The 20535-nt window shown below is 54.2% G+C and carries 9 protein-coding genes; all 9 read left to right on the top strand.

Annotated features, from left to right (window positions below; all coding sequences use genetic code 11):
- The first annotated feature begins 8 nt into the window (after positions 1-8).
- Positions 9-10520 carry an SDR family NAD(P)-dependent oxidoreductase gene (locus tag L1N82_RS10190; protein WP_235287262.1) on the top strand — a complete coding sequence of 3504 codons (10512 nt, stop codon included), beginning with the start codon at positions 9-11 and terminating at the stop codon, positions 10518-10520.
- Between the two features lie 33 nt (positions 10521-10553).
- Complete coding sequence (locus L1N82_RS10195; protein ID WP_235287263.1) at positions 10554-12179, top strand: alpha/beta fold hydrolase; 1626 nt, start codon at positions 10554-10556, stop codon at positions 12177-12179.
- Positions 12179-13048 carry a crotonase/enoyl-CoA hydratase family protein gene (locus L1N82_RS10200; protein ID WP_235287264.1) on the top strand — a complete coding sequence of 290 codons (870 nt, stop codon included), beginning with the start codon at positions 12179-12181 and terminating at the stop codon, positions 13046-13048. The genes L1N82_RS10195 and L1N82_RS10200 overlap by 1 nt, the downstream gene beginning before the upstream one ends.
- 2 nt (positions 13049-13050) lie before the next feature.
- Positions 13051-14079 (top strand): MBL fold metallo-hydrolase, encoded by a 1029-nt coding sequence (locus L1N82_RS10205; protein WP_235287370.1) that lies wholly within the window; start codon positions 13051-13053, stop codon positions 14077-14079.
- Positions 14080-14103: 24 nt separating this feature from the next.
- Entirely contained in the window at positions 14104-15120 is a 1017-nt protein-coding gene (locus L1N82_RS10210) for an alpha/beta fold hydrolase (protein WP_235287265.1), read from the top strand.
- A complete protein-coding gene (locus tag L1N82_RS10215) occupies positions 15105-16919 on the top strand; it encodes a long-chain-acyl-CoA synthetase (RefSeq protein WP_235287266.1) in 1815 nt (604 codons plus the stop codon). The genes L1N82_RS10210 and L1N82_RS10215 overlap by 16 nt, the downstream gene beginning before the upstream one ends.
- Positions 16920-16940: 21 nt before the next feature.
- Positions 16941-18557 (top strand): MFS transporter, encoded by a 1617-nt coding sequence (locus L1N82_RS10220; protein ID WP_235287267.1) that lies wholly within the window; start codon positions 16941-16943, stop codon positions 18555-18557.
- 138 nt (positions 18558-18695) lie between these two features.
- Entirely contained in the window at positions 18696-19292 is a 597-nt protein-coding gene (cysC, locus tag L1N82_RS10225; protein WP_235287268.1) for an adenylyl-sulfate kinase, read from the top strand.
- Complete coding sequence (locus L1N82_RS10230; protein ID WP_235287269.1) at positions 19264-20526, top strand: adenosylhomocysteinase; 1263 nt, start codon at positions 19264-19266, stop codon at positions 20524-20526. Before cysC ends, L1N82_RS10230 begins: the two co-directional genes overlap by 29 nt.
- Positions 20527-20535: the final 9 nt, after the last annotated feature.

The raw sequence follows: 20535 nt of genomic DNA on the forward strand, positions 1-20535 counted from the left end.
GGAGGCCCATGAAAATAGAAGATGTGCTCAAGCGTCTGCAGGCCGGCGAGCTGAACCCGGAATACGCGGCACTGCTGCTGCAGGACCTTGACGATGCGGCAGTACCGGCTGCCTCATCGCCAGCAGCCAATGACGAACGGGCTGAAGTCGATTTTCATTATAACGATGCCTATGTCAGGGATCACGTTGTTCATGGCGACCGTATACTGCTCGGAGTGACCTATGCGGGACTGGCGCTAAAGGCACTGGAAGGCAGGCTGCCTTGGCGTGGGGCTCTTCAACTTAAAAACGTCATCTTCAAAAGTCCTATCGTTCTCAATCCGGAGGGTGCAGCACGGATTTATACCGAGATTGATGAAGCTTCCAAAGAAGTGTCCATTCACAGCGTTGTGAACGGCGTGCGGCAGGAAATTGCCGCCGCCGGGTTCACCGTTTCAGAAGAAGCGGGCAGGCAATTGCTGCCTGTCGGGGAGCTGAAGCAGAGGGCGGCGGATGTTTTAACGGCTGATTCCATTTACAGCTGGGATGACCAGCTTGGCATTTGGCACGGGCCTTCACTAAAAACACTGGATCGGCTGTATATGATTACCGAGCGCGAATGCCTGGGCGAGCTTACCGTTAAACCGGGTGACATGAACGATCAGCAAGACGCGGACGTTATGGCCTCCTGGCCGGTTCACCCGGCTTTGATCGAAGCGGCAGTGCTGAGCGGAATTCATCTGCTGAGCCCTTCGGAGCGCAAACCCTACATACCGATCTCGGTCAAATCGGTCCAGATGTACGGCCCGTTATCGCTCCGCGCCTATAGCCATGTTCGATTGGTGAAGGTCAAGAATGACTTGCTTGAGCTGCAGATGGACCTCTACAACAGTGAGGGAGAGCTCGCCGTCAGAATCGACGGATTTGCCGGGAAGCATTTTGCAGCAGCCAAGGCGCAGACGAGCCAGCCGGACCGCCTGCAGCAGGACCCGCAGGCGCTGGAGAAGACCATCAAGGGTTATATTGTCGGCATGCTAAACAAGGTATCCGGCAGGGAAGACATTACCGAGCATTCGAAAAAGAACTTTATGGAAATCGGACTTGATTCCGTGCAGCTGCTTCAGCTGGCGAAACAGATTGAGGATGAAATTAAAATCGAGCTTTATCCGACATTATTTTTTGAATATTCCAACATTAATGAACTGTCCGGTTACTTTATTGAGCAGTTTCCATCGGCATTTGCAGCCTATTTTGGTACGGCCGTAAATAGCGGCACAGAGCAGAAGCCTGCCGCCGGGAAGAATGCCGCCACCACAGACAGCTTAGATGCGGAGATAATCAAGCGGAAGCAGGCGGAGCGCAGCGGGGTAAGCGGTAACCATGACGAGGATGACGGCAATGACGATATAGCAATCATCGGAATGAGTGGAATGCTTCCGGAGTCCGCCGATCTGGAGCAGTTCTGGCAGCATTTGATGAATAAGAGCGACCTGATCAAAGAGATTCCGGAAAGTCATTTTGACTATAAACCGTGGTACGACGAAAGACCTCAGCGCCCTGATAAGCTCTATTGCAGGCATGGCAGCTTTATTGATCCTGTGGCAAAATTCGATGCGGAGTTTTTCGGCGTCTCGCCGACCGAAGCCGAAATTATGGACCCGCAGCTGCGGAAGCTGCTTGAGGTGACGCATGCCGCGTTCGAGGATGCGGGATATGCCGAGAGCATTCGCGGCTCGAATACGGGGTATTATGTCGGGGCCTGCTTCCATGATTACTGCTTCGAGATGCTCAAATCGGGCAAGCGGGTCGGGCCATACGACGGCACAGGGAATGCGGCGACAATGCTGGCCAATTATCCTTCCTTTTATTTTGATTTGAAGGGTCCGAGCTTAACCGTGGACACGGCCTGCTCGTCGTCACTCGTAGCGCTGCACCTGGCGTGCAATGCGCTCAAGAACGGGGAGTGCGAGATGTCCGTTGTCTCCGGCGTTAACCTCCTGCTCAGCTCCTGGCATTATTTGTACTTCTGCAGTACGGGGGTTCTGTCGAAAAGCGGGCGCTGCCACACATTCGACGGGCGGGGAGACGGCTACGTTCCGGGAGAAGCGATAATTTCGCTGCTCCTCAAGCCGCTGAAGAAAGCGCAGCGGGACGGGGACAACATTCATGCTGTCATTAAGGCGAGCGCCATCAACCACGGCGGGCATACTCCAGCTATTACGGCTCCAAGTGTGCGAAGAGAAGCGGACGTCATCAGTGAAGCCTGGGGCAAAGCAGGCGTCGATCCTGAACGGATCAGCTATATTGAAGCACACGGTACCGGAACGAAGCTGGGAGACCCAGTGGAGATCAACGGCATCAAATTGGCCTTTGATCAGTTGAACCGGGGAGCCTCGGAATGCTATATCGGTTCGGTTAAAGCGAGCATTGGACATACCGAAGGGGCAGCGGGGCTCGCCGGTGTTGTCCGGGTCATTCTCGCGATGAAGAATAAGGTCATCCCGGCCATGCCGAAATTTGAAACGCTGAATCCGTTAATCCGGCTTGAAGATTCGCCGCTGGTGATCAACAGGGAGCCGGTGGCCTGGGAAAAAAGACATGATCTCCCGCGGATGGCCGGCGTAAGCTCCTTCGGCTTCGGCGGAAGCTACTCCCACGTGGTGCTGGAAGAGTATGAGGAGCCGCAGCAGGCCCGTCTTCAGACTACAGGACCGCAGCTGCTCGTCTTGTCCGCCAGAACGGAAACGGCGCTGAAGACGATGGCCGAGCGGTTGTGCGCCTATCTTATTCGTCAGGAGAACGAGGCGGAGACCAGCTTCGGAAATATCTGCTACACCATGAACAAGGGCAGAAGGGCGTTCGAGGAACGGCTCGCGATTGTCGCCGAGGATCTATCCGACTTAATAGCAAAACTGAGCGGCTATGCTGCCGGAGCAGAAGCCGCCAACGGCATGTGGCGGAATAAGGCATCGGAAGAGCTGGAGAATCAGCCGCTGCCTGCCGGGCAGGATCTTGAGACCCTGGCCAAATCGTGGGCAGCCGGTCATCCGGTCGATTGGAAGCATTATTACCGTGGCGGTGCTTATCGGATTGTTTCGCTGCCTACTTATCCGTTCGAAGGAAAAGAGTATTGGATTTCGTTCTCAGAAATCCAGAAGCAGCAGGGGGCTGCTGTGAAGGTTGAGCAGCATCCGCATCCGTTTATAACGGGCGAACCGAGGATGAACGGGGACACGGCGGAGTTTACCGCAATGCTGGAGGGAACGGAATTTTATCTGGCCGAGCACAAGGTGCATGGCAGGAAGGTGCTCGTAGGCGCTGCGCTCATTGAGGCTGCCGTCAAGGCACTGAATCACCTGTTGCCGGACCGCCGCTGCCGCCTGAAGAACATTCAGTGGTTCAGTCCGGTGATCGTGAACGACGCGCCGGTTCAAATCCGTATCGTTGTACATCATACAAGCGGCGTAATCCAGGTGCAGACAAGCAGCGCAGCGGGAACTGTTCTGCATTTTAAGACGGAGTTCACGGTCCATGAGGGACAACAGCAGGCGCAGCTTCCGAAGCAGGCTGCTCCACATAAGGCTGCTTATACAGCGCGCATCGGAAAGCAAGAGCTTTATGCAGGATTTAAACAGCTGGGGCTGGATTTGGGTGAGAGCTTCCAGGTTGTGAGCGAGATTAGGACCAGCGGTGAACAGGCCGTTTCGTTTATAAGGGCAGAAGGCGGCCCGCAGCGTCATGGCTACCGGCTGCATCCAGCCCTGCTGGACGGCTCCTTCCATATTCTGAGCGCTTTCTACAGGGATGAGAAGGAGTGTATACATGTCCCGTTCTCGATCGGCGAGCTGGAGGTGTTCGATAGGCTTGAGGGAGCAATGATTGTATATGCCAAACCAGCGGAAGGCAGTGCGTCTGATAAGGAAAAAGGCTTTGCCCGTTTCGATCTGACGGTGACAGCGGAAAGCGGCGAGATCTTAATGATCATTCGCAATTTTGTCGCGCGGAAAATCAAGCCCGAGAAGGTGTCGGAGCAAGAAGCCGTTTATTACTTGACCGCCAGCTGGGAGCCTTCTACAGTACAACCCGGAGTGGGGCAATCTGGAGCACTCGGCGGGGTTGTTGTGTTGGCTGATGAACCTGCCTTCGCCAGGGAGCTATGCGCAAGGCTGAATCTTGACCGCTCAACGCAGATTTTCATCGTCACCAGGGGTGAGCGGTTCAGGCCGGTCGCGCCGGGCCGCTATGAGCTGAATCCCGTCAATCATGAGGATTACGCAGCACTATGGAAGCACATCGGAGACGGACTGTCGTCGGTTAGAACCATCATTCATCTCTGGTCGCAGGAGCCGTTCGGGGATGATCCAGCTTGTGTTCAAAGACAGCTTGACAGCGGGCCCCTCTCGTATTTTCACCTCTGCCAGTCGCTTGCCCATTCAAGGCTGAGTCATACGATCGACTTTATTTATCTCTATGCTTGCGGGCAGGAGATGGTAGAGCCAGTCTATGAAGCGCTGCCTGGCATGTCCAAGTCAATAGGTCATGAATTCAGCAAGCTGAGAACACAAGTCATCGGATATACAAGAGGAACCGGCATCGAAGGGCTGACCCGGATCATCATGGCCGAGGCCGGTATGAACGAGCATGAGGTCATGTACAAGGGCGGTCAAAGATATAGCCGGGTATTCAGGCGGCTGCCTGATGCACCGCCGCAGCAGACGGCCGAAATTCCGCTGCGTGAACAGGGAGTCGTCGTCATAACCGGCGGGCTGGGAACAATCGGTCTTGCCATCGGACGGTATTTGGCTAAGACACACAGAGCCCGTCTTGTGCTGGCCGGCCGCAGAACGGCACCGGATTTCCACAGTTACAGGTCGCATATTCAGCAATTAGGCGGGGACTGCGTGTATGTCTCCGGCGACGTGAACCGCGGGGAGGATGTCGAGCAGATCATTGCAGCAGCTAAATCCCGGTATGGCACGGTAAACGGCATTATCCACTGCGCGGGAATTGTGAAGGATTCGAGTGTCTTTTTCAAGACGAAGGCGGATTTGGACGCGGTAACAGCTCCGAAGGTGTATGGGACGCTGCTGCTTGACAGGGCGACCAAAGGCGAGGAGCTTGATGTCTTCGTCACACTGTCCTCCATTTCCGCTTTAATCGGCAACGCTGGACAAAGCGACTACGCTTTTGCCAACGGATTTATGGACCGGTTCTGTGCTTGGAGAAACCGTCAGCTGCAGCAGGGGCTGCGAAGAGGAAAAGCGTTATCCATTAACTATCCCCTGTGGAAAGACGGGGGCATGCGGGTTGATCCGGCGATCGAGCAGGCACTGGTCGAGAAGTTTGGCATGCGGCCTATTTCACAGGAAACAGGCATAGAGACGTTGATCCAGGGCTTACGAAGCCCGGTTGATCAAGTATGTGTCGTTGAAGGGATGCGGAGGAAAATCGATACCTATATGAAGCATGTTTATTGGGATGAGCGAGCCGTTCTCCCGGCAGCGGGCGCTGTTGTTAAAGGCGGCGGCAGCGGCAGCGGATCTGAGAAGCAGCTGGCGGAGGAGCTTGCCCGAATTGCCTCCAAGCTCGTCAATCGGGTCGATCTGACCATTATGCCGGAGACAACACTTGAGCAATGCGGCATGGATTCTATCGCTTATATGGAATTTACAAACCAGATTAACGAGAATTTCAACTTGGACGTGTCACCGGCTATCCTGTTCTCTAACCCGTCCATGCTTAAGCTGGCACAACAGCTGCTGGAGGATTATCCCGATGCGCTTAAGGACCGCTATCAGTCCGAGACTGACAGCGTAATGAGCGTACCGAGCGTAACGTCTGCCTCCCCGGGCGCGGCACCGTCGTCGTATGAATTGCCGCCTGAGCAGTCGGGTTACGGTCAGCCCTATGATGCATACCCGGCGCCTGCATATGCATGGCAGGCGTCTTCGCAGCAGGAAGCTCTGGGCTATGAAGCTTCATATCAGAATTCAACCTGGCAGGAGGCGCCGAGTCATCCGGCTTCGCATCAGCGGGACATTGCAATTATCGGCATGGACGGTGTATTCCCGGATTCCCCCGATCTGCTGGCGTTCTGGGAGAATATTGCGGGGGGCAAGGACCTCATTGGCGAGATTCCGGCGGAGCGGTGGGACTGGAAGGCTCTGTTTGACAGCCTTGGCGGCACGGATAGTCCGACAGCTTTAAAGTGGGGCGGGTTTATACAGGATGTGGATGCCTTCGACCACCAGTTCTTTCATATAACGCCGCGTGAGGCTGAGCAGATGGACCCGCAGCAGCGGCTGTTCATGATGATGGCATGGAAGGCAATTGAGGATAGCGGCTATTCGCCGGCGGAGTTTTCCGGTAAGAAGGTTGGTGTCTTCGCAGGTGCATCCAGTTTTGATTATATGGATTTATTGCGTCAATCAGGCAGCAAGGTAGAGGCATATACATCGATCGGCAACGCGCATTCAATCATAGCCAACCGCCTCTCTTATTTCCTGAATCTGCGCGGTCCGAGTGAGACGATCGACACGGCCTGCTCCAGCTCGCTTGTTGCGATTGCGCGGGCAATCGAATCGCTGCGAAACGGGGAATGCGAGCTTGCCATCGCCGGGGGAATCAACTTGATGCTCAGCCCCGTTCTGCATCAGTCTTTCAGTGAGGCGGGCATGCTGAGCGTGGACGGCCGTTGCAAGACATTCGACCGCTCCGCCAATGGATATGTACGGGGTGAAGGCGGCGGCGTCATTGTGCTGAAGCTGCTGGATCAAGCACTGGAAGCAAAAGATCCGATCCATGCAGTCATAAAAGGAGTCGCGATCAATCACGGCGGCAGGGCGACGAACTTAACGGCACCCAATCCGGAAGCTCAGGCTGAACTGCTCATCGATTGCTATGAAAAGGCCAATGTAAACCCTTCGACTCTGCAGTATATTGAAGCTCATGGGACAGGGACGCCGCTGGGTGACGCCATTGAGATCGAGGGTTTGAAACAAGCCTTCAGGGCACTTACGCCCAAATCCGGCAATGTGGGGAGCGATCAGCCTAAATGCGCGATCGGCTCGGTTAAAACGAATATCGGCCATCTGGAAGCAGCGGCCGGAATTGCCGGGCTGATCAAGACAGTGCTGGCGATGAAAAACAGGAAAATTCCGCCGCATCTTCATCTTAATGAGCTGAATCCCGAGCTGAGGCTGGGGAACAGCCCATTCTATATTCCCGCCCAGCTCGAAGAATGGAAGTCTCTGCAAAGCGGGGATGGCAGGACGCTGCCGCGCCGCGCAGGCATCAGCTCCTTCGGGTTCGGAGGTACGAACGCGCATATTGTCGTGGAAGAATTCCAAGAACCGGCTAGGCCATACGGCGCTGCGGAGGAAAGGAAGAACCGGATTTTCACCTTCTCGGCCAGAAGCGAGTACAGTCTGCGCGAGTATGCGGGCAAACTCCTCCACTATCTGGAGCATGCGGGTCAGTCCGCAAGCTTGGAGGAAATCGCCTACAACCTGCAGGTGAGCAGATCCTCCATGGAGGTAAGAGCAGCCGTAATCGCGTCAGACAGGACAGAATTGGTTGAACGGCTTCAGCGGTTTCTGGCGGGAGAGGCTTCCGCAGAAGGGGGCATTTATGCAGGCGACCGAAGCGGAGGCGAGGAGCGTAGCAGGTGGCTGAGCCTATTCGACAACACGAGTGAGGATATTATTAATCTGTTCTACCAAGCGGGAGAAATACGTAAAATTGCTCTGCTATGGTCAATGGGCGTCCAAATCCGCTGGGAAGGAATGTATCCGGGCGGAAAGCCGCGGCGTATTTCACTGCCGACTTATGTCTTCAGCAGGGACCGGCATTGGGCAGCCGGAGCGAGGGTGCGCATTCCGTCTCCTGCTGTGTCCCAATCCGGGAGCCATTCGCCAGCTCAACCAATTGAGCCGCAGAAGCAGCCTGCTGCTGTGGAGGCGGTGAAAGCAGAAGAGGCAGGAGAAGGCTTCTCCGGTGTCAAGCAGATTGAACACGATTTGAAGCAGTGGATTTTGGACATTACCAAGATCGATCCGGCTGTGCTGGATGAGGAGACCGAGCTTGCGGAAATCGGGATGGATTCCATCCTGTCGATGGAATTGGTCTCCAAAATTAATCAAACCTACGGCATTCGCATATATGCCAACGAGCTCTTGATGAATCCTTCAATTTCGCGGATAGCGCTGCTTCTGCAGGAGGAGCTCGGCGGGGCCGAACGGCTGCAGGAACGGCTGCTTGCAGCAGCTGCACCCAAGCGTGAGGCCGAGGAAATCAAGGCGGAGGCAAAGCCGGGGCCGAAAGCTAAGTCAGAAGCGAAGCCGGCAGTTCCTTCAGCGGAGCGCAAGCCAGCCATGCTGTCAACGGTACGGACAGGAGGCGCTCCCTCATCATTCAACACTACAGAGAAAAGAATTGTTTACGTACTCAGCTCGCCAAGGTCAGGATCAACACTGCTCCGGACAATGCTGATGGGGCATTCGGAAATCTTTTCGCCGCCGGAAATCATGCTGCTTCCTTACGATACGATGAAGGAATGGGACCGTTCGCTTAAACGGAGAAAATGGGTTCATTTCAAGGATGGACTCATTGAATCAATTAAGGTGCTCAAAAACCTGACGCCGGATGAAGCGGTGAAAGAAGTTCAGAACATGATCAACGCTGAATATCCAATCAGGGATGTCTATGAGCTCCTGCAGCAATTAACGCCTTCGCGCTACGTCGTAGACAAGACGCCGCCGTATGCGGAGAAGCTCGATATTCTGCAGCGCGCAGAGCAAATTACGCCTAATGCGCTCTATATCTACCTGCACAGGCATCCGCTGTCCGTGACGGAATCGCTGGTCCGGAACAGATTCCACAAGATGCTGGGCAGCAAGAAGGACCCCTGGAGCTTTGCGGATGAAGCATGGCGGATTTCCAATCAGAATATCATTGATTTCCTAGATACGGTTCCCGGTGAGAGAACGAAGCGGATCGTATATGAAGAGATGGTGGCTGACCCCGAGGGAGTTATGAAGGATGTAAGCAATTGGCTCGGGGTTGATTATGAGGATGCCATGATCAAGCCTTATGAAGGTGACCGTATGCTGACAGGCCTTAGGGAGGGTTCGATGTCTGTAGGTGATCCTAATTTCCTGAATCATACAGGAATTGAAGCCGAGCTGGCCGACTCGTGGAAGAAGCATCTGGAATTCAAGGATAAGCTGAGCAGAGAAACGATCCAGCTTGCTGAAGGGCTGGGGTATTTTGCGGACTACGGGCTTGCCCCTGCACAGGAGGCTTATCTGAGACTGGCTGATCCGGCGCAGCCGTTCGTCATGGTTCAATCCGTAAGCAGAGAGCTGCCGGAAAAGCCGGATGCACAGCAGTGGAATCTGCTGCTTGCGGAGGTGCTCGATGCCCACCCGGTGCTGACGAACAAGTTCTTGCAAGAAGGCGGGCATTGGCGGCAGCAGCCATCGGCAGGCATCACGCCTAAGGTTCGAATCGTCAATGCCGAGAGCTTAAATGAAGAGCAGCGGCATAGCTATAGGAAGGCTCAGATTGAGGAAGCTGTGCCAAGTATTGATCCTGCTGCCGGGAAGCTGCTCGAACTGATCATCATGGAGAACGGCGATCTTCGTTGCGAGTTCATTATGCTGGTGCATCACTTGGTGTGCGACGCCGTATCGGCTTCAGTGATCTGGAAGGAGCTCTTCGACCGGTATGAGGGACGCCTGGACGGTGAGCAGCCGGCTGAGCATGGCTACCGTGATTATATTGGAAAGCTGGAATCCTACGCACAATCCCAAGCTCATCAGGATGCAAGGCCGTATTGGACGGAGATGATCGCTGCAGGCGCGTCCAGCATTCCTGTAGACCATCCGGATAGTCCCGAGGGTAATACCGCATCATCTGAAGCTGAACTGGAAAGGTTTTTGACCTATGATCAGATATCTGCAGCTTCTCTTCAGGAATCTTGGTTCCCAATAATAGCAGCGGCCCTCTACGATACGGTTATGGACTGGACGAAGGAGACGACCGTATGTATCGCTCACCGGCTAAAGCAGCGAAACCTGCCGGTCCCGGGCAGCTTTGACCACACTGTCGGCTGGTTCGCGGCTGATGTACCGATTGCGGTCACGCAGTCGGAAGGGTGGAATGAGCTGGAGCTGCTTCAGGATTTTAAAGGTAGATTCGGAAAGTCCTCTCCGCTGGCTACCAGCTATCAGCTGCTTGCCAACCAAGGAGAATTGCCAGATGTGCATGAACTGTGCGCGGTCAGGCTTAACTTCCAGCAGGCACAGCTCAATACGCTTGGGCTGGAAGATTGGACGGCGGGGATGTACGCTGCACCGGAGGCGGACCGGCTGTACCTGCTGGACTGCATCGTTCGTGAGCGTGCCAGCGGATTGCAGCTGATAGTAAGGTATTCGAATAACCGCCATCACCAGCATACCGTTGAACAATTCTTAAACCGCTGGCAGTCCCGGATCAGGACGGTTGCCGGTTGTCTCAACCAATCGTCAGTAGGGGTATAACCAGAAATCGAAGCCGAGGAGGAACGGTTTGTAATGGAAGTACATGTAGAAGGCCGTACGATTGTCGTGCATGAGTGCGGTGACCGGACGAACACCCCTGTCGTTATGATCCCTGCTATGGGGAGACCGGCAACGGATTTCGAGCTGCTGTCGAAGGATCTGGCGGAAGCGGGATACTGGGCATTAATGTTCAATCCGCGCGGGGTTAACGGCAGTACAGGGCTGGACTTATCGCTGGAAATTAAAGATATCGCCTCAGATGTGCATTCATTCTTGAACGCTATCGGAGTATCGAAGGCGCATTTTATCGGGCATGCCTTTGGCACCCGGGTGGCAAGGCTGATGGCGGAGCTGTATCCCGGGATGGCACTAAGCTCGACCAGCATTACGATGGGGGGGCTATTGCCCCCGGAGCTTCCTTACCCTTTAATCGCACTTGATATGATCGAAAAGCAGATGCAGGGCACGCCGGAATTTGAGAAAGCTATTTCGGATGCTTACTTTGCCCCTGGTATTGACGGCAGCATCTGGTTTTCCGGGTGGTATGGAGAAGTGATTCCGGCTTATACATTGGCGCTGGCCAGGACGCCGCAGGAGGAACTGATGTGCGGCGGTACGGCCCCCATGCTGATCGTGCAGGGAGTCTGCGATGTCTTCGCTCCTGTCAGAGCCGGAGAAATTATGAAGGAGCGGCTAAAGTCTCAGGTCAGACTGGTCAATATACCGGATTCGGCACATGAAATCATGCATGAGCAGCCTGCCTTGTTATCGGAGGCGGTGGTTCAGTTCCTGAGGGACGCAGATCAGCACGTGTTTTATACGGAATCGGGAGAGGCTGACGTTGCTGCCGCTGCTGCCGAGCCGGTAAGGAAAGTGGAATACGGCTTGGGCTGGGGTGATGCGGTCACGAAATTTCAGTCAAAGCGCAGCATTAAGAAATATGCAGATTTCCTCCTTCCGCATCTGAACGAGAATATGAGCGTATTGGACTGCGGCTGCGGCAGCGGAGGCATGACAGCTGAGCTGGCACAGCGGGTCAGCCCGGGCCGTGTAGTCGGCATTGACGTCAGCCCGAAGCAGCTGAAGCTTGCGAACGAGCTAAAGGAGTCAAAGGGGCTGCATAACCTGGAATTTCTGGAAGCGAATATTTATGAGCTGCCCTTTGAGGATGCTTCCTTTGATGCGGTGTGGATGAACACGCTGCTGATGCATCTCCAGAAGCCGGTGGAAGCGTTGAAGGAAATTTACCGGGTACTAAGACCGGGCGGTGTCATCGGAGTTAGCGATGCGGATTGGGATGGCGATATCATGGCCCCGAAGTTTCAAATTATAACCGGAAGAATGGCACTGAACGAGAAATATCTGAATAGTAAGGGCTCCAACATGCGGCATGGGAAGTACAATGCTTCCCTGCTGCACAAAGCCGGCTTCGAGCATGTAAGCGCGAGCGCGATGGTGGAGTCCTGGGGGACACCGGAGGAGGTCCGGGAGCTGGCGGAGTTTTCCATTGCGGTCGAATATGATCAGTTCAGTCATCAGGCCTCCGAAATGTCCCTGAATATGAGGGCCGAGACGTGGAGGAAGTGGGCGGCTTATCCAGGAGCCTTCTTTGCCCGGACCCATTGCCGCGCCATCGGGTGGAAGAAAGCAGGGAATTAATGGATTACCAGACAATAGAGTCTGTCATTGACGATCACGTGCAGCTGATTACCCTGAACCGTCCCGAACGCTACAATACGTTCTCACTGGAGATGGCAGGCGAAATCATGGATGCGCTGGACCATGCTGACGTCAATGAGGAGGTACGGGCCGTTGTCATTACAGGCCGCGGCCGGATCTTCTGCGCGGGTGCCGAGCTTAATGACGGGAAGGAATCGTTCCGCTTCAGACGCTTGTCGGAGGGAATGGACGAGAGCACGTTCCGTGATCCCGGCGGCGTTCTGGCACTTCGTCTTTTTGAATGCCGCAAGCCGGTGATCGGCGCGATCAATGGTCCGGCTATGGGGGTCGGCGCTACCTTTCCGCTGGCTATGGATGTCCGAATCGCTTCCGAGCAGGCGAAATTCGGATTTGTGTTTACACGGCGCGGAATCGTGATGGAGTCCTGCTCCAGCTGGTTTCTTCCCCGGATTGTCGGGATCAGCCGGGCGCTGGAATGGTGCATGAGCGGCAGGACCGTACTGTCGGAGGAAGCCGTAGAGAGCGGTCTGGTCCGCAGTGTCCACCCGCCGGAGCAGGTAGTGGGGGAAGCGCTGCGGATCGCCCGTGAAATGACGGCGCATACCTCACCGGTGTCGGTAGCGCTCACCCGTCAGATGCTGTGGAGAATGATGGGGGCTTCGCACCCGGCGGCTGCCCATGAGATTGAATCCAAAGGGATATTCTGCCTGGGGAAATCCGATGATGCCCGAGAGGGAGCCGCCGCTTTTTTTGAGAAGCGAGAGCCCCGATTTTCCAGCAGTCTGGCTGAGGATATGCCTTCTTACTATCCGTGGTGGAATACGTCCGGGGAGGGAGAGGGGGAGTGAGAATGGTTAGTACCGGCGGTATACCGCAGCTCTTCTCGTACGCGAAGCCGGAGCAGCAGGTAGAGCTTCAGGAAATTGCGGAAGGTGTGTATTGGCTGTATTTAGGCGAATCCTATTCACTCGGCATGGGAAGCAGTAATCTCTGGCTGCTCGAGGACATCGGCGGCTGGCTGCTCGTGGACACCGGGCTTTATACAGAGAAGGCTGTACAGATGTGGGAGGAACTGCTGGCGCGTGAGTTCGGAGGCCGTAAGATCACAAAAATTCTTGTCACGCATTTTCATCCTGATCATATCGGTATGGCCGGCTGGTTGGCAGCTCGCACATCAGCTGAAGTTCTGATGTCTAGAGAGGAGTATCTTCTCAGTTCCTATCTGTATTCGGATGCTGCCGGGGATTACATCCGTCTTACGAAGGCGTACTACAAGAACAATGGTATGGATGAGGAGGCCATCTCCCAGTTCGGCAGCGAGAATGCCTACCGTAAATTGCTCTTCGGGCTGCCGGAGGCATTCACAGATATCTCCGAAGCAGCCGAGCTGAACATAGGCGGGCGCAGCTGGCAAATCATCATCGGAAGGGGCCATTCGTATGCACATATTTGCCTGTACAACGCGAAGCTGAAGCTTCTGCTAGCCGGCGACCAGGTGCTTCGCGGACGGACACCCTCACTGATGCTGCCGGTATTTGATCCGGGCTTTAATCCGCTTCAGCGCTACTTGGACTCCTTGCAGACATTATTGCAGCTTGCACCGGATACAGCCGTGCTGCCCGCACACGGGATGCCTTTTATGGGGCTGCATGAGCAGCTGCTGTTATCAGAAGGTTATCACAAGGACCGGCTCAGCAAAATTATGGCTGCTTGCGAGCACCCGCACCATGTCTGGGAGCTCTACCATTTACTTGAGCCCAAGCCGTATAAGGGCTTGAAGCTTAAGTTCGCCTTCGAAGAGTGCCTGGCGGATGTCCTGTTCTTAGAGCGTCAGGGCTGCCTCCGTCAGGAAGAGAACCGTTATGTGCGTATCAGCTAAAATTTGAAGTGAAGGATCATATACATGAACCGTTTTCATAAATTACTGCTTACGACGTTCGGCTTAATCGCCTTGGAGCTGCTGTTTGCCTTGTTTTTTCCGTTCCTGCGGACGGTGATGCTATTGCTTCTGGCTGTGGAGGCCTTCGCGCTCATTCTGCTGCCGATTCTCAAGAATAAGGAGAACAAAAGCCGCGAAGCCGTGCGCGAGAAGCTGTACGATGGAAAGACGATTCAGCTGGATCACGGCATTGTGCGTTACAAGTTGTCAGGAGATGGGAACAGCCCGGTGCTGATCATGATCAACGGGTTTCCAATGCCGCTGGACATCTGGGAACGAAATGCACCGGATCTGGCTAAGAATTACCGCGTCCTGCAGTTTGATTTATGGGGATTCGGCGGCTCCGATACCGCATCCGTACGCTGCGACGCCGATCTGTACGGGGACCAGATCATTCAGCTTGTACATAAGCTGAAGTTGAAAGGGCCTTTTCATTTGGCCGCCTTCTCGATCGGCTGCACGATTGCGGGCAGGCTGGCAGAACGTTCATCCGAGTTTAAGCTCGGGAAGATTGTTCTAATCGGCCCCGTTGTAAGGCCGATGAACATTTCGCCGTATCACTGGCCAATCATCGGGGAATATCTTACATGCTTGTTTATCGGGCAGGCGATGCTCAACATTTTTGGCGGTAACTTTTTTTATAAAAAGGGTCTTGAGAAGTTCCGGGGCTTGTTCTTCGGACAGCTTCAGGTAAAAGGGTTTCGGAAGGCTTGGCTGTCTTGTTACCGCAATCTGTTCCCGGCTGCCTCGCCCCATATATACAAGGCGCTTGCGGAGCACGGGACTCCGGTCATGATTCTATCGGGCAGAGAAGACCGGATCGTTTCACTGGATGACAGCAGGCTGCTTCAGCGGGAGCTTGGCTGGCCGCTTACGCTGGTGGAGAACGGGGGCCATTCCGTCCAGTTCGAATGCCCTGAGCAGGTGAATGCTGAAATTGATCAATTCCTAAAGGAAGATGCAGTATGTTTGAACCGGTGACTCATCAGCTCAAGCGGGCTAAGGCTTTTCTGGATATGGGCCGGATGCTGGTAAGAGTAAAACGCTTTGCCACCCCGCCGCCCGATACCCGGATGTCGCTTGGGCTGGCTGTTGAACGAAATGCGGGCAGGTGGCCTGAGAAGACAGCCATTTTGTTCGAGGGCAGGGACTATTCATGGAGCGAGCTGAACGCAAGAGCGAACCGCTATGCGCAACTGCTTTTAGATCAGGGTGCCCAAAGGGGCGATTGCGTCGCGATTGTCATGGAGAACCGCTTCGAATATTTGGCTGCTCTCACAGGCTGTGCAAAGATCGGGGCGATCAGCGGGCTCATCAATATTAACCAGCGCAGCACGGTTCTGATCCATTCCTTTGGCAGCATTAAGGGCAAATACTGCATTGTCGGCGAGGAATGTTTGCAGATGATAGCCGACGTAAAGGAGGCCTTGGTTGATACCGGCGTACAGATATTTATTTTTGTACCGGATAGCAAAGAGGTTGGACCGCCTGAATGGACGCTGCCAATTGGCGGGCCGGCTGATGACGATGCTGGGACTAATGTCGGATTTACCAAGGAAATTCAATTGTCTGCGCCATGCTATTATATTTTTTCTTCGGGGACCACCGGTCTACCCAAAGCGGCGGTTATCACCAATGAACGGTGGCTGAAAGCATCAAAAAGCTTTGCCCAGCTTGCGCTATGGTCGAAGTCGTCGGACAGGGTCTATGTAGGCATGCCGCTTTATCACGGCAGCGCCATGCATATCGGCTTTGGGCCGGTTGTGCTGGAACGCTCGGTGATGTTTTTAAAACGGAAGTTTTCCGCCCGCTCATTCTGGGAGGACGTGAGAGCCAACCGGATCAATACCTTCATTTATATTGGCGAGCTGTGCCGCTATTTATTGAACCAGCCGGAAAGCGTCAACGACGGGCATAACCCGCTGACCAAATGTGTAGGCAACGGGCTGCACCCATCGATTTGGAAAACTTTTAAAGAACGTTTTCAAATTGACCGTATTTGCGAGTTTTATGCTTCAACAGAAGGCAACGGCGCTTTCTTCAATTCGTTCAATAAAGATGAGACGATCGGATTTACGATCCGCAGCCATGTTCTTGTCGAGGTTGATGCGATCGAGCAGGTGCCGCTCCGGGACGATAATGGCTTCTGCATACCGGTTACGGATAACCGCCCGGGACTGCTGCTCATTGAGGTATCCAAGCAGGCGACCTATGACGGTTATACCGATAAGCAGGCGAGCGAACGGAAGCTGCTGCGCAATGTCAAAAAGCCGGGCGACGTGTACTTCAACACTGGCGATCTGCTCAAGCGGGTCGATGTGGGGTTTGCTTTCGGATACCCTCATTACCAATTTGTGGACAGAATGGGAGATACCTTCCGCTGGAAGGGGGAGAACGTTTCAACCCAGGAGGTCGCAGGGGTGTTGAACGGCTATCCGGAAATCGCCCAGTGCATGGTCTATGGTGTCAAGGTGCCGCATCAGGAGGGAAAGGCTGGTATGGCGGCTGTTAAAACGAAGACGGGTGCGCTCGATTTTGAAGCCTTCTGCGCGTATCTGTCGAAGAGCCTGCCGCCTTATGCAAGGCCGCTTTTTATCCGCATCGTCCGCGAGTTTAACAGCACGGCTACCTATAAGCTTCAGAACCGCGAGTTTGTCGAAGCAGGCTTTAGCCCCGAGAGGTGCGGGGAAGACAGACTTTATTACTACAAACAGAAAGAAAACCAGTATGCAGAACTGAAGCAAACGGATTATGAACGCATGCTGCATACGGGTATCTAGCACACAATAGGAGTGAAAAGTATGGGAGAAAAATATCAGAAATTATCCTTCTTTACAATTAGTCTGGGCTTTTTTATGGCACTGCTGGATATGACGATTGTTAATATTTCAATTCCAGAGATGACACAGTTTTTTGGTGCATCGGTCGAGGATATTTCATGGGTAATTAACGGCTATAACCTTGCGTTTGCAGTATTCCTCATTACCGCTTCAAGAATCGCCGACCAGTTCGGCAGAAAGCGGCTTTTTATGATTGGCATTTTTCTGTTCACGCTGACTTCCTTGTTGTGCGGTTTAGCGAAGGGATCGGTCGAGCTGCTGATTCTGTTCCGGGTACTGCAGGGCATTTCAGCTGCGATGGTCGTTCCGGTTACGGTTCCTCTCGTTGTTCAGCTGTTCCCGGTAGAGAAGCACGGAGCCATACTCGGTGTGTGGGGCGCCATCGCAGGCCTGGCTTCCGCGAGCGGTCCGGCTTTGGGCGGGCTGTTGACCAATGCTTTCAGCTGGCAGGCCGTGTTCTATGTCAATATTCCGCTGGGCATCCTGTGCCTTATTCTAACGGGCAAGTTAATTAAGGAATCCCGGGACACGACTGCTTCCAAGCGGATCGATTGGCTGGGGATGCTTACATTGACCGGCGCTTTGTTTACACTTGTCCTGGCGTTGATTCAGGCCGGCGACATGGGATGGGGTTCGACTTATATTATTACTCTGCTAGCAGCTAGTGTAGTGTGCTTTATTGCCTTCTTTGTCGTCGAAGCGAAGGTCAAGGAGCCTATGCTCCCGCTGTCACTGCTGCGGATTATCCCTTTTAATGCCGCGAATATTACGCTGCTGATTGCCGGTGTAGGTATGGTCAACGCATTCTTCCTGCTCTCCTTCTTCCTGATTGAGGTAAGCGGGATGACGGTTCTGGAGGCAGGCTTGACGATTTCGGCAATGCCGATCGCGACGATCTTCAGCTCAATGATGGCCGGTCCTTTATCCAGTAAAATGGGAACCCGTCCATTCGCTGTGCTCGGCATGATCTGCCTGGCTGTGGCCGGTTATCTGTACAGCGGATTAAACGCGGATTCCACGAAGCTCGACATCATCTGGAGGCTCGTGATCGCCGGATTGGGCGTCGGCTTTATCATCGGCCCTGTTATGGGTGCGGTTGTCCGCCACGTTCCGCGGGATAAGGTGGGTGTCGTATCCGGTGTATCCAATATGGCGCGTTCGCTCGGAATGGTGCTCGGCACGGCTTTACTTGTAACGATTCTTAATCCGCTGATCATGGGCGGCCTGGAGAGAGCCATCCCGGAAATGTCGGCCAAGATTGAAGCGAATACGGTCCTGGACAGCACGGTGAAGGAGAAGCTGGTGAATCTTGTTCAGGGCACTGCCGAAACAGGGGCAAACCAGCCGCCGCAGCTGGATGCTGTGCTGCAGCAGGTCGGTACGGTGGATGATGCCCAGCAGGAAGAGATCAGAAGCTTGTGGCCGCAGATTACGAAGAGCTTCAGGGAGGAGGCAAGCACAGCCTTCGGCTCTACATTCAAGTACTACAGCTTCTTTATTCTGATCGGTATCATTGCGGCTTACTTCAGTGACCGGAAGCCTGCGAAGAAGGAAGTCGTCAGCGGTGCCATGGCTTAAGGGATAGACAGCAGACAGGCGGCTTAACGGCTGCCTGTTGTTTTTATAGAGGGGGGTGGTGCGGCTAGGGGATGGACAATCCTATGCTCCATTCTTGGATAAGGCCAGAGCTGGCCATCATTCATGGGAGGGATTAAGATGCAGCAGTCCGGGGTGACGGTATGGTTCACGGGTCTTTCGGGGGCAGGTAAGACGACGGTTTCAACCCGCGTCTATGAACTGCTTCATGCGCGCGGCAAGGCTGTCGAAAGGCTGGATGGAGATGTCGTGCGACAAGGCTTGTGCCAGGACTTGGGGTTCTCGAAGGAGGACCGGGTGAAGAACATCGAGCGGGTCGCCTTTGTAGCGAAGCTGCTCACGAAGCACAATGTGATTACACTTGCCGCTTTCATCTCTCCTTATCAAGCTTCCCGCAGCTACGCCCGCAGTGAAATCGGCGAATTTCTCGAGGTATATGTCTCTGCTCCGATCAGCACGCTGGTGGAGCGGGATGTAAAGGGGCTTTACAAAAAAGCGCTCGCAGGCGAAATAAAAGGGCTTACCGGCATTGATGATCCTTACGAGGAGCCGGAGAATGCGGACCTCGTGCTGCGCACCGATCTGATGACCATCGAAGAAGCAGCATCGGAAGTGATCCGTCTGTTGGAAAAACGCGGGTATCTTCGTCCGTTGGACGATAAGCCAAATCAAAACTTAGGAGGGGCTTATGTCAACACTGCAGCAGTCTATGATTAAAGATATCACTTTGGCGCCGGAGGGCAAGCTGAAGCTTGATTGGGTTAAGGCCCACATGCCGCTCCTTCAAACGATTGAAGAGCAGTTCAAGAAAGAGCAGCCGTTCAAAGGCATGAGAATTGCGATTTGCCTGCATCTTGAAGCAAAGACAGGGTACCTTGCGCAGGTTGTGCAGGCTGGCGGGGCTGAAGTCGCCGTTTGCGGAAGCAACCCGCTGTCTACACAGGATGATGTCGTAGCAGCACTTGTGGAGAGCGGAATTACCGCATATGCCTGGAATAACGTGACTGAACGGGAATATCACATGCATTTGAACCAAACGTTAGATTTTCGGCCCAATGCGCTGATCGATGATGGAGGAGATCTGGTCGGCCTGCTGCACAGCCAGAGGCAGCATCAAGCCAGCGATATTCTCGGCGGCTGCGAGGAGACGACGACCGGCATTATCCGTCTGAAGGCGCTTGAGAATGAAGGGAAGCTTAGATTCCCGATGATGGCGGTCAATGATGCTTACTGCAAATACTTATTTGATAACCGCTATGGTACGGGACAGTCTGTATGGGATGGCATCAACCGGACGACCAATCTGGTCGCTGCCGGCAAAACCGTTGTCGTTGCAGGCTACGGCTGGTGCGGCAAGGGCGTTGCGATGCGTGCAAAAGGCCTGGGCGCGCAGGTTGTCGTAACAGAGATCGATCCGATTAGGGCAATTGAAGCCTATATGGACGGATTTACGGTGCTGCCGATGCTCGAAGCGGCGAAGGTCGGGGATATTTTTGTTACCGTAACCGGCAACCGGGATGTCATTACTGGCGAGCATGTTGATGTCATGAAGGACGGCGCTATTCTGTGCAACGCCGGGCATTTTGATATCGAAATTAATAAGGAACATATGGCCGAACGCTCGGAACAGATCCGCGAAGTGCGCAAAAATATTACGGAGTACTCACTCCCGGGCGGACGCAGGGTGTATCTGCTGGCGGAAGGGAGGCTCGTAAATCTTGCAGCGGGCGATGGACATCCTGCCGAGGTTATGGATATGACATTCGCCCTGCAGGCATTGTCCTTGAAGTATGTCGTCCAACATGCAGCTGCCATAGAGCCTAAGGTTCACGCGGTACCGGCCGAGCTGGACCGTTATGTTGCTGATCTCAGGCTGAGCTCGCTCGGCATCCAAATTGACCGGTTGAGCACGGAGCAGGAAGAGTACCTGTCGAGCTGGGCTGAATCCTAAGGGGTGGGA

This window comes from Paenibacillus tarimensis, assembly GCF_021532315.1.
GTDB lineage: Bacteria > Bacillota > Bacilli > Paenibacillales > Paenibacillaceae > Paenibacillus_I > Paenibacillus_I tarimensis.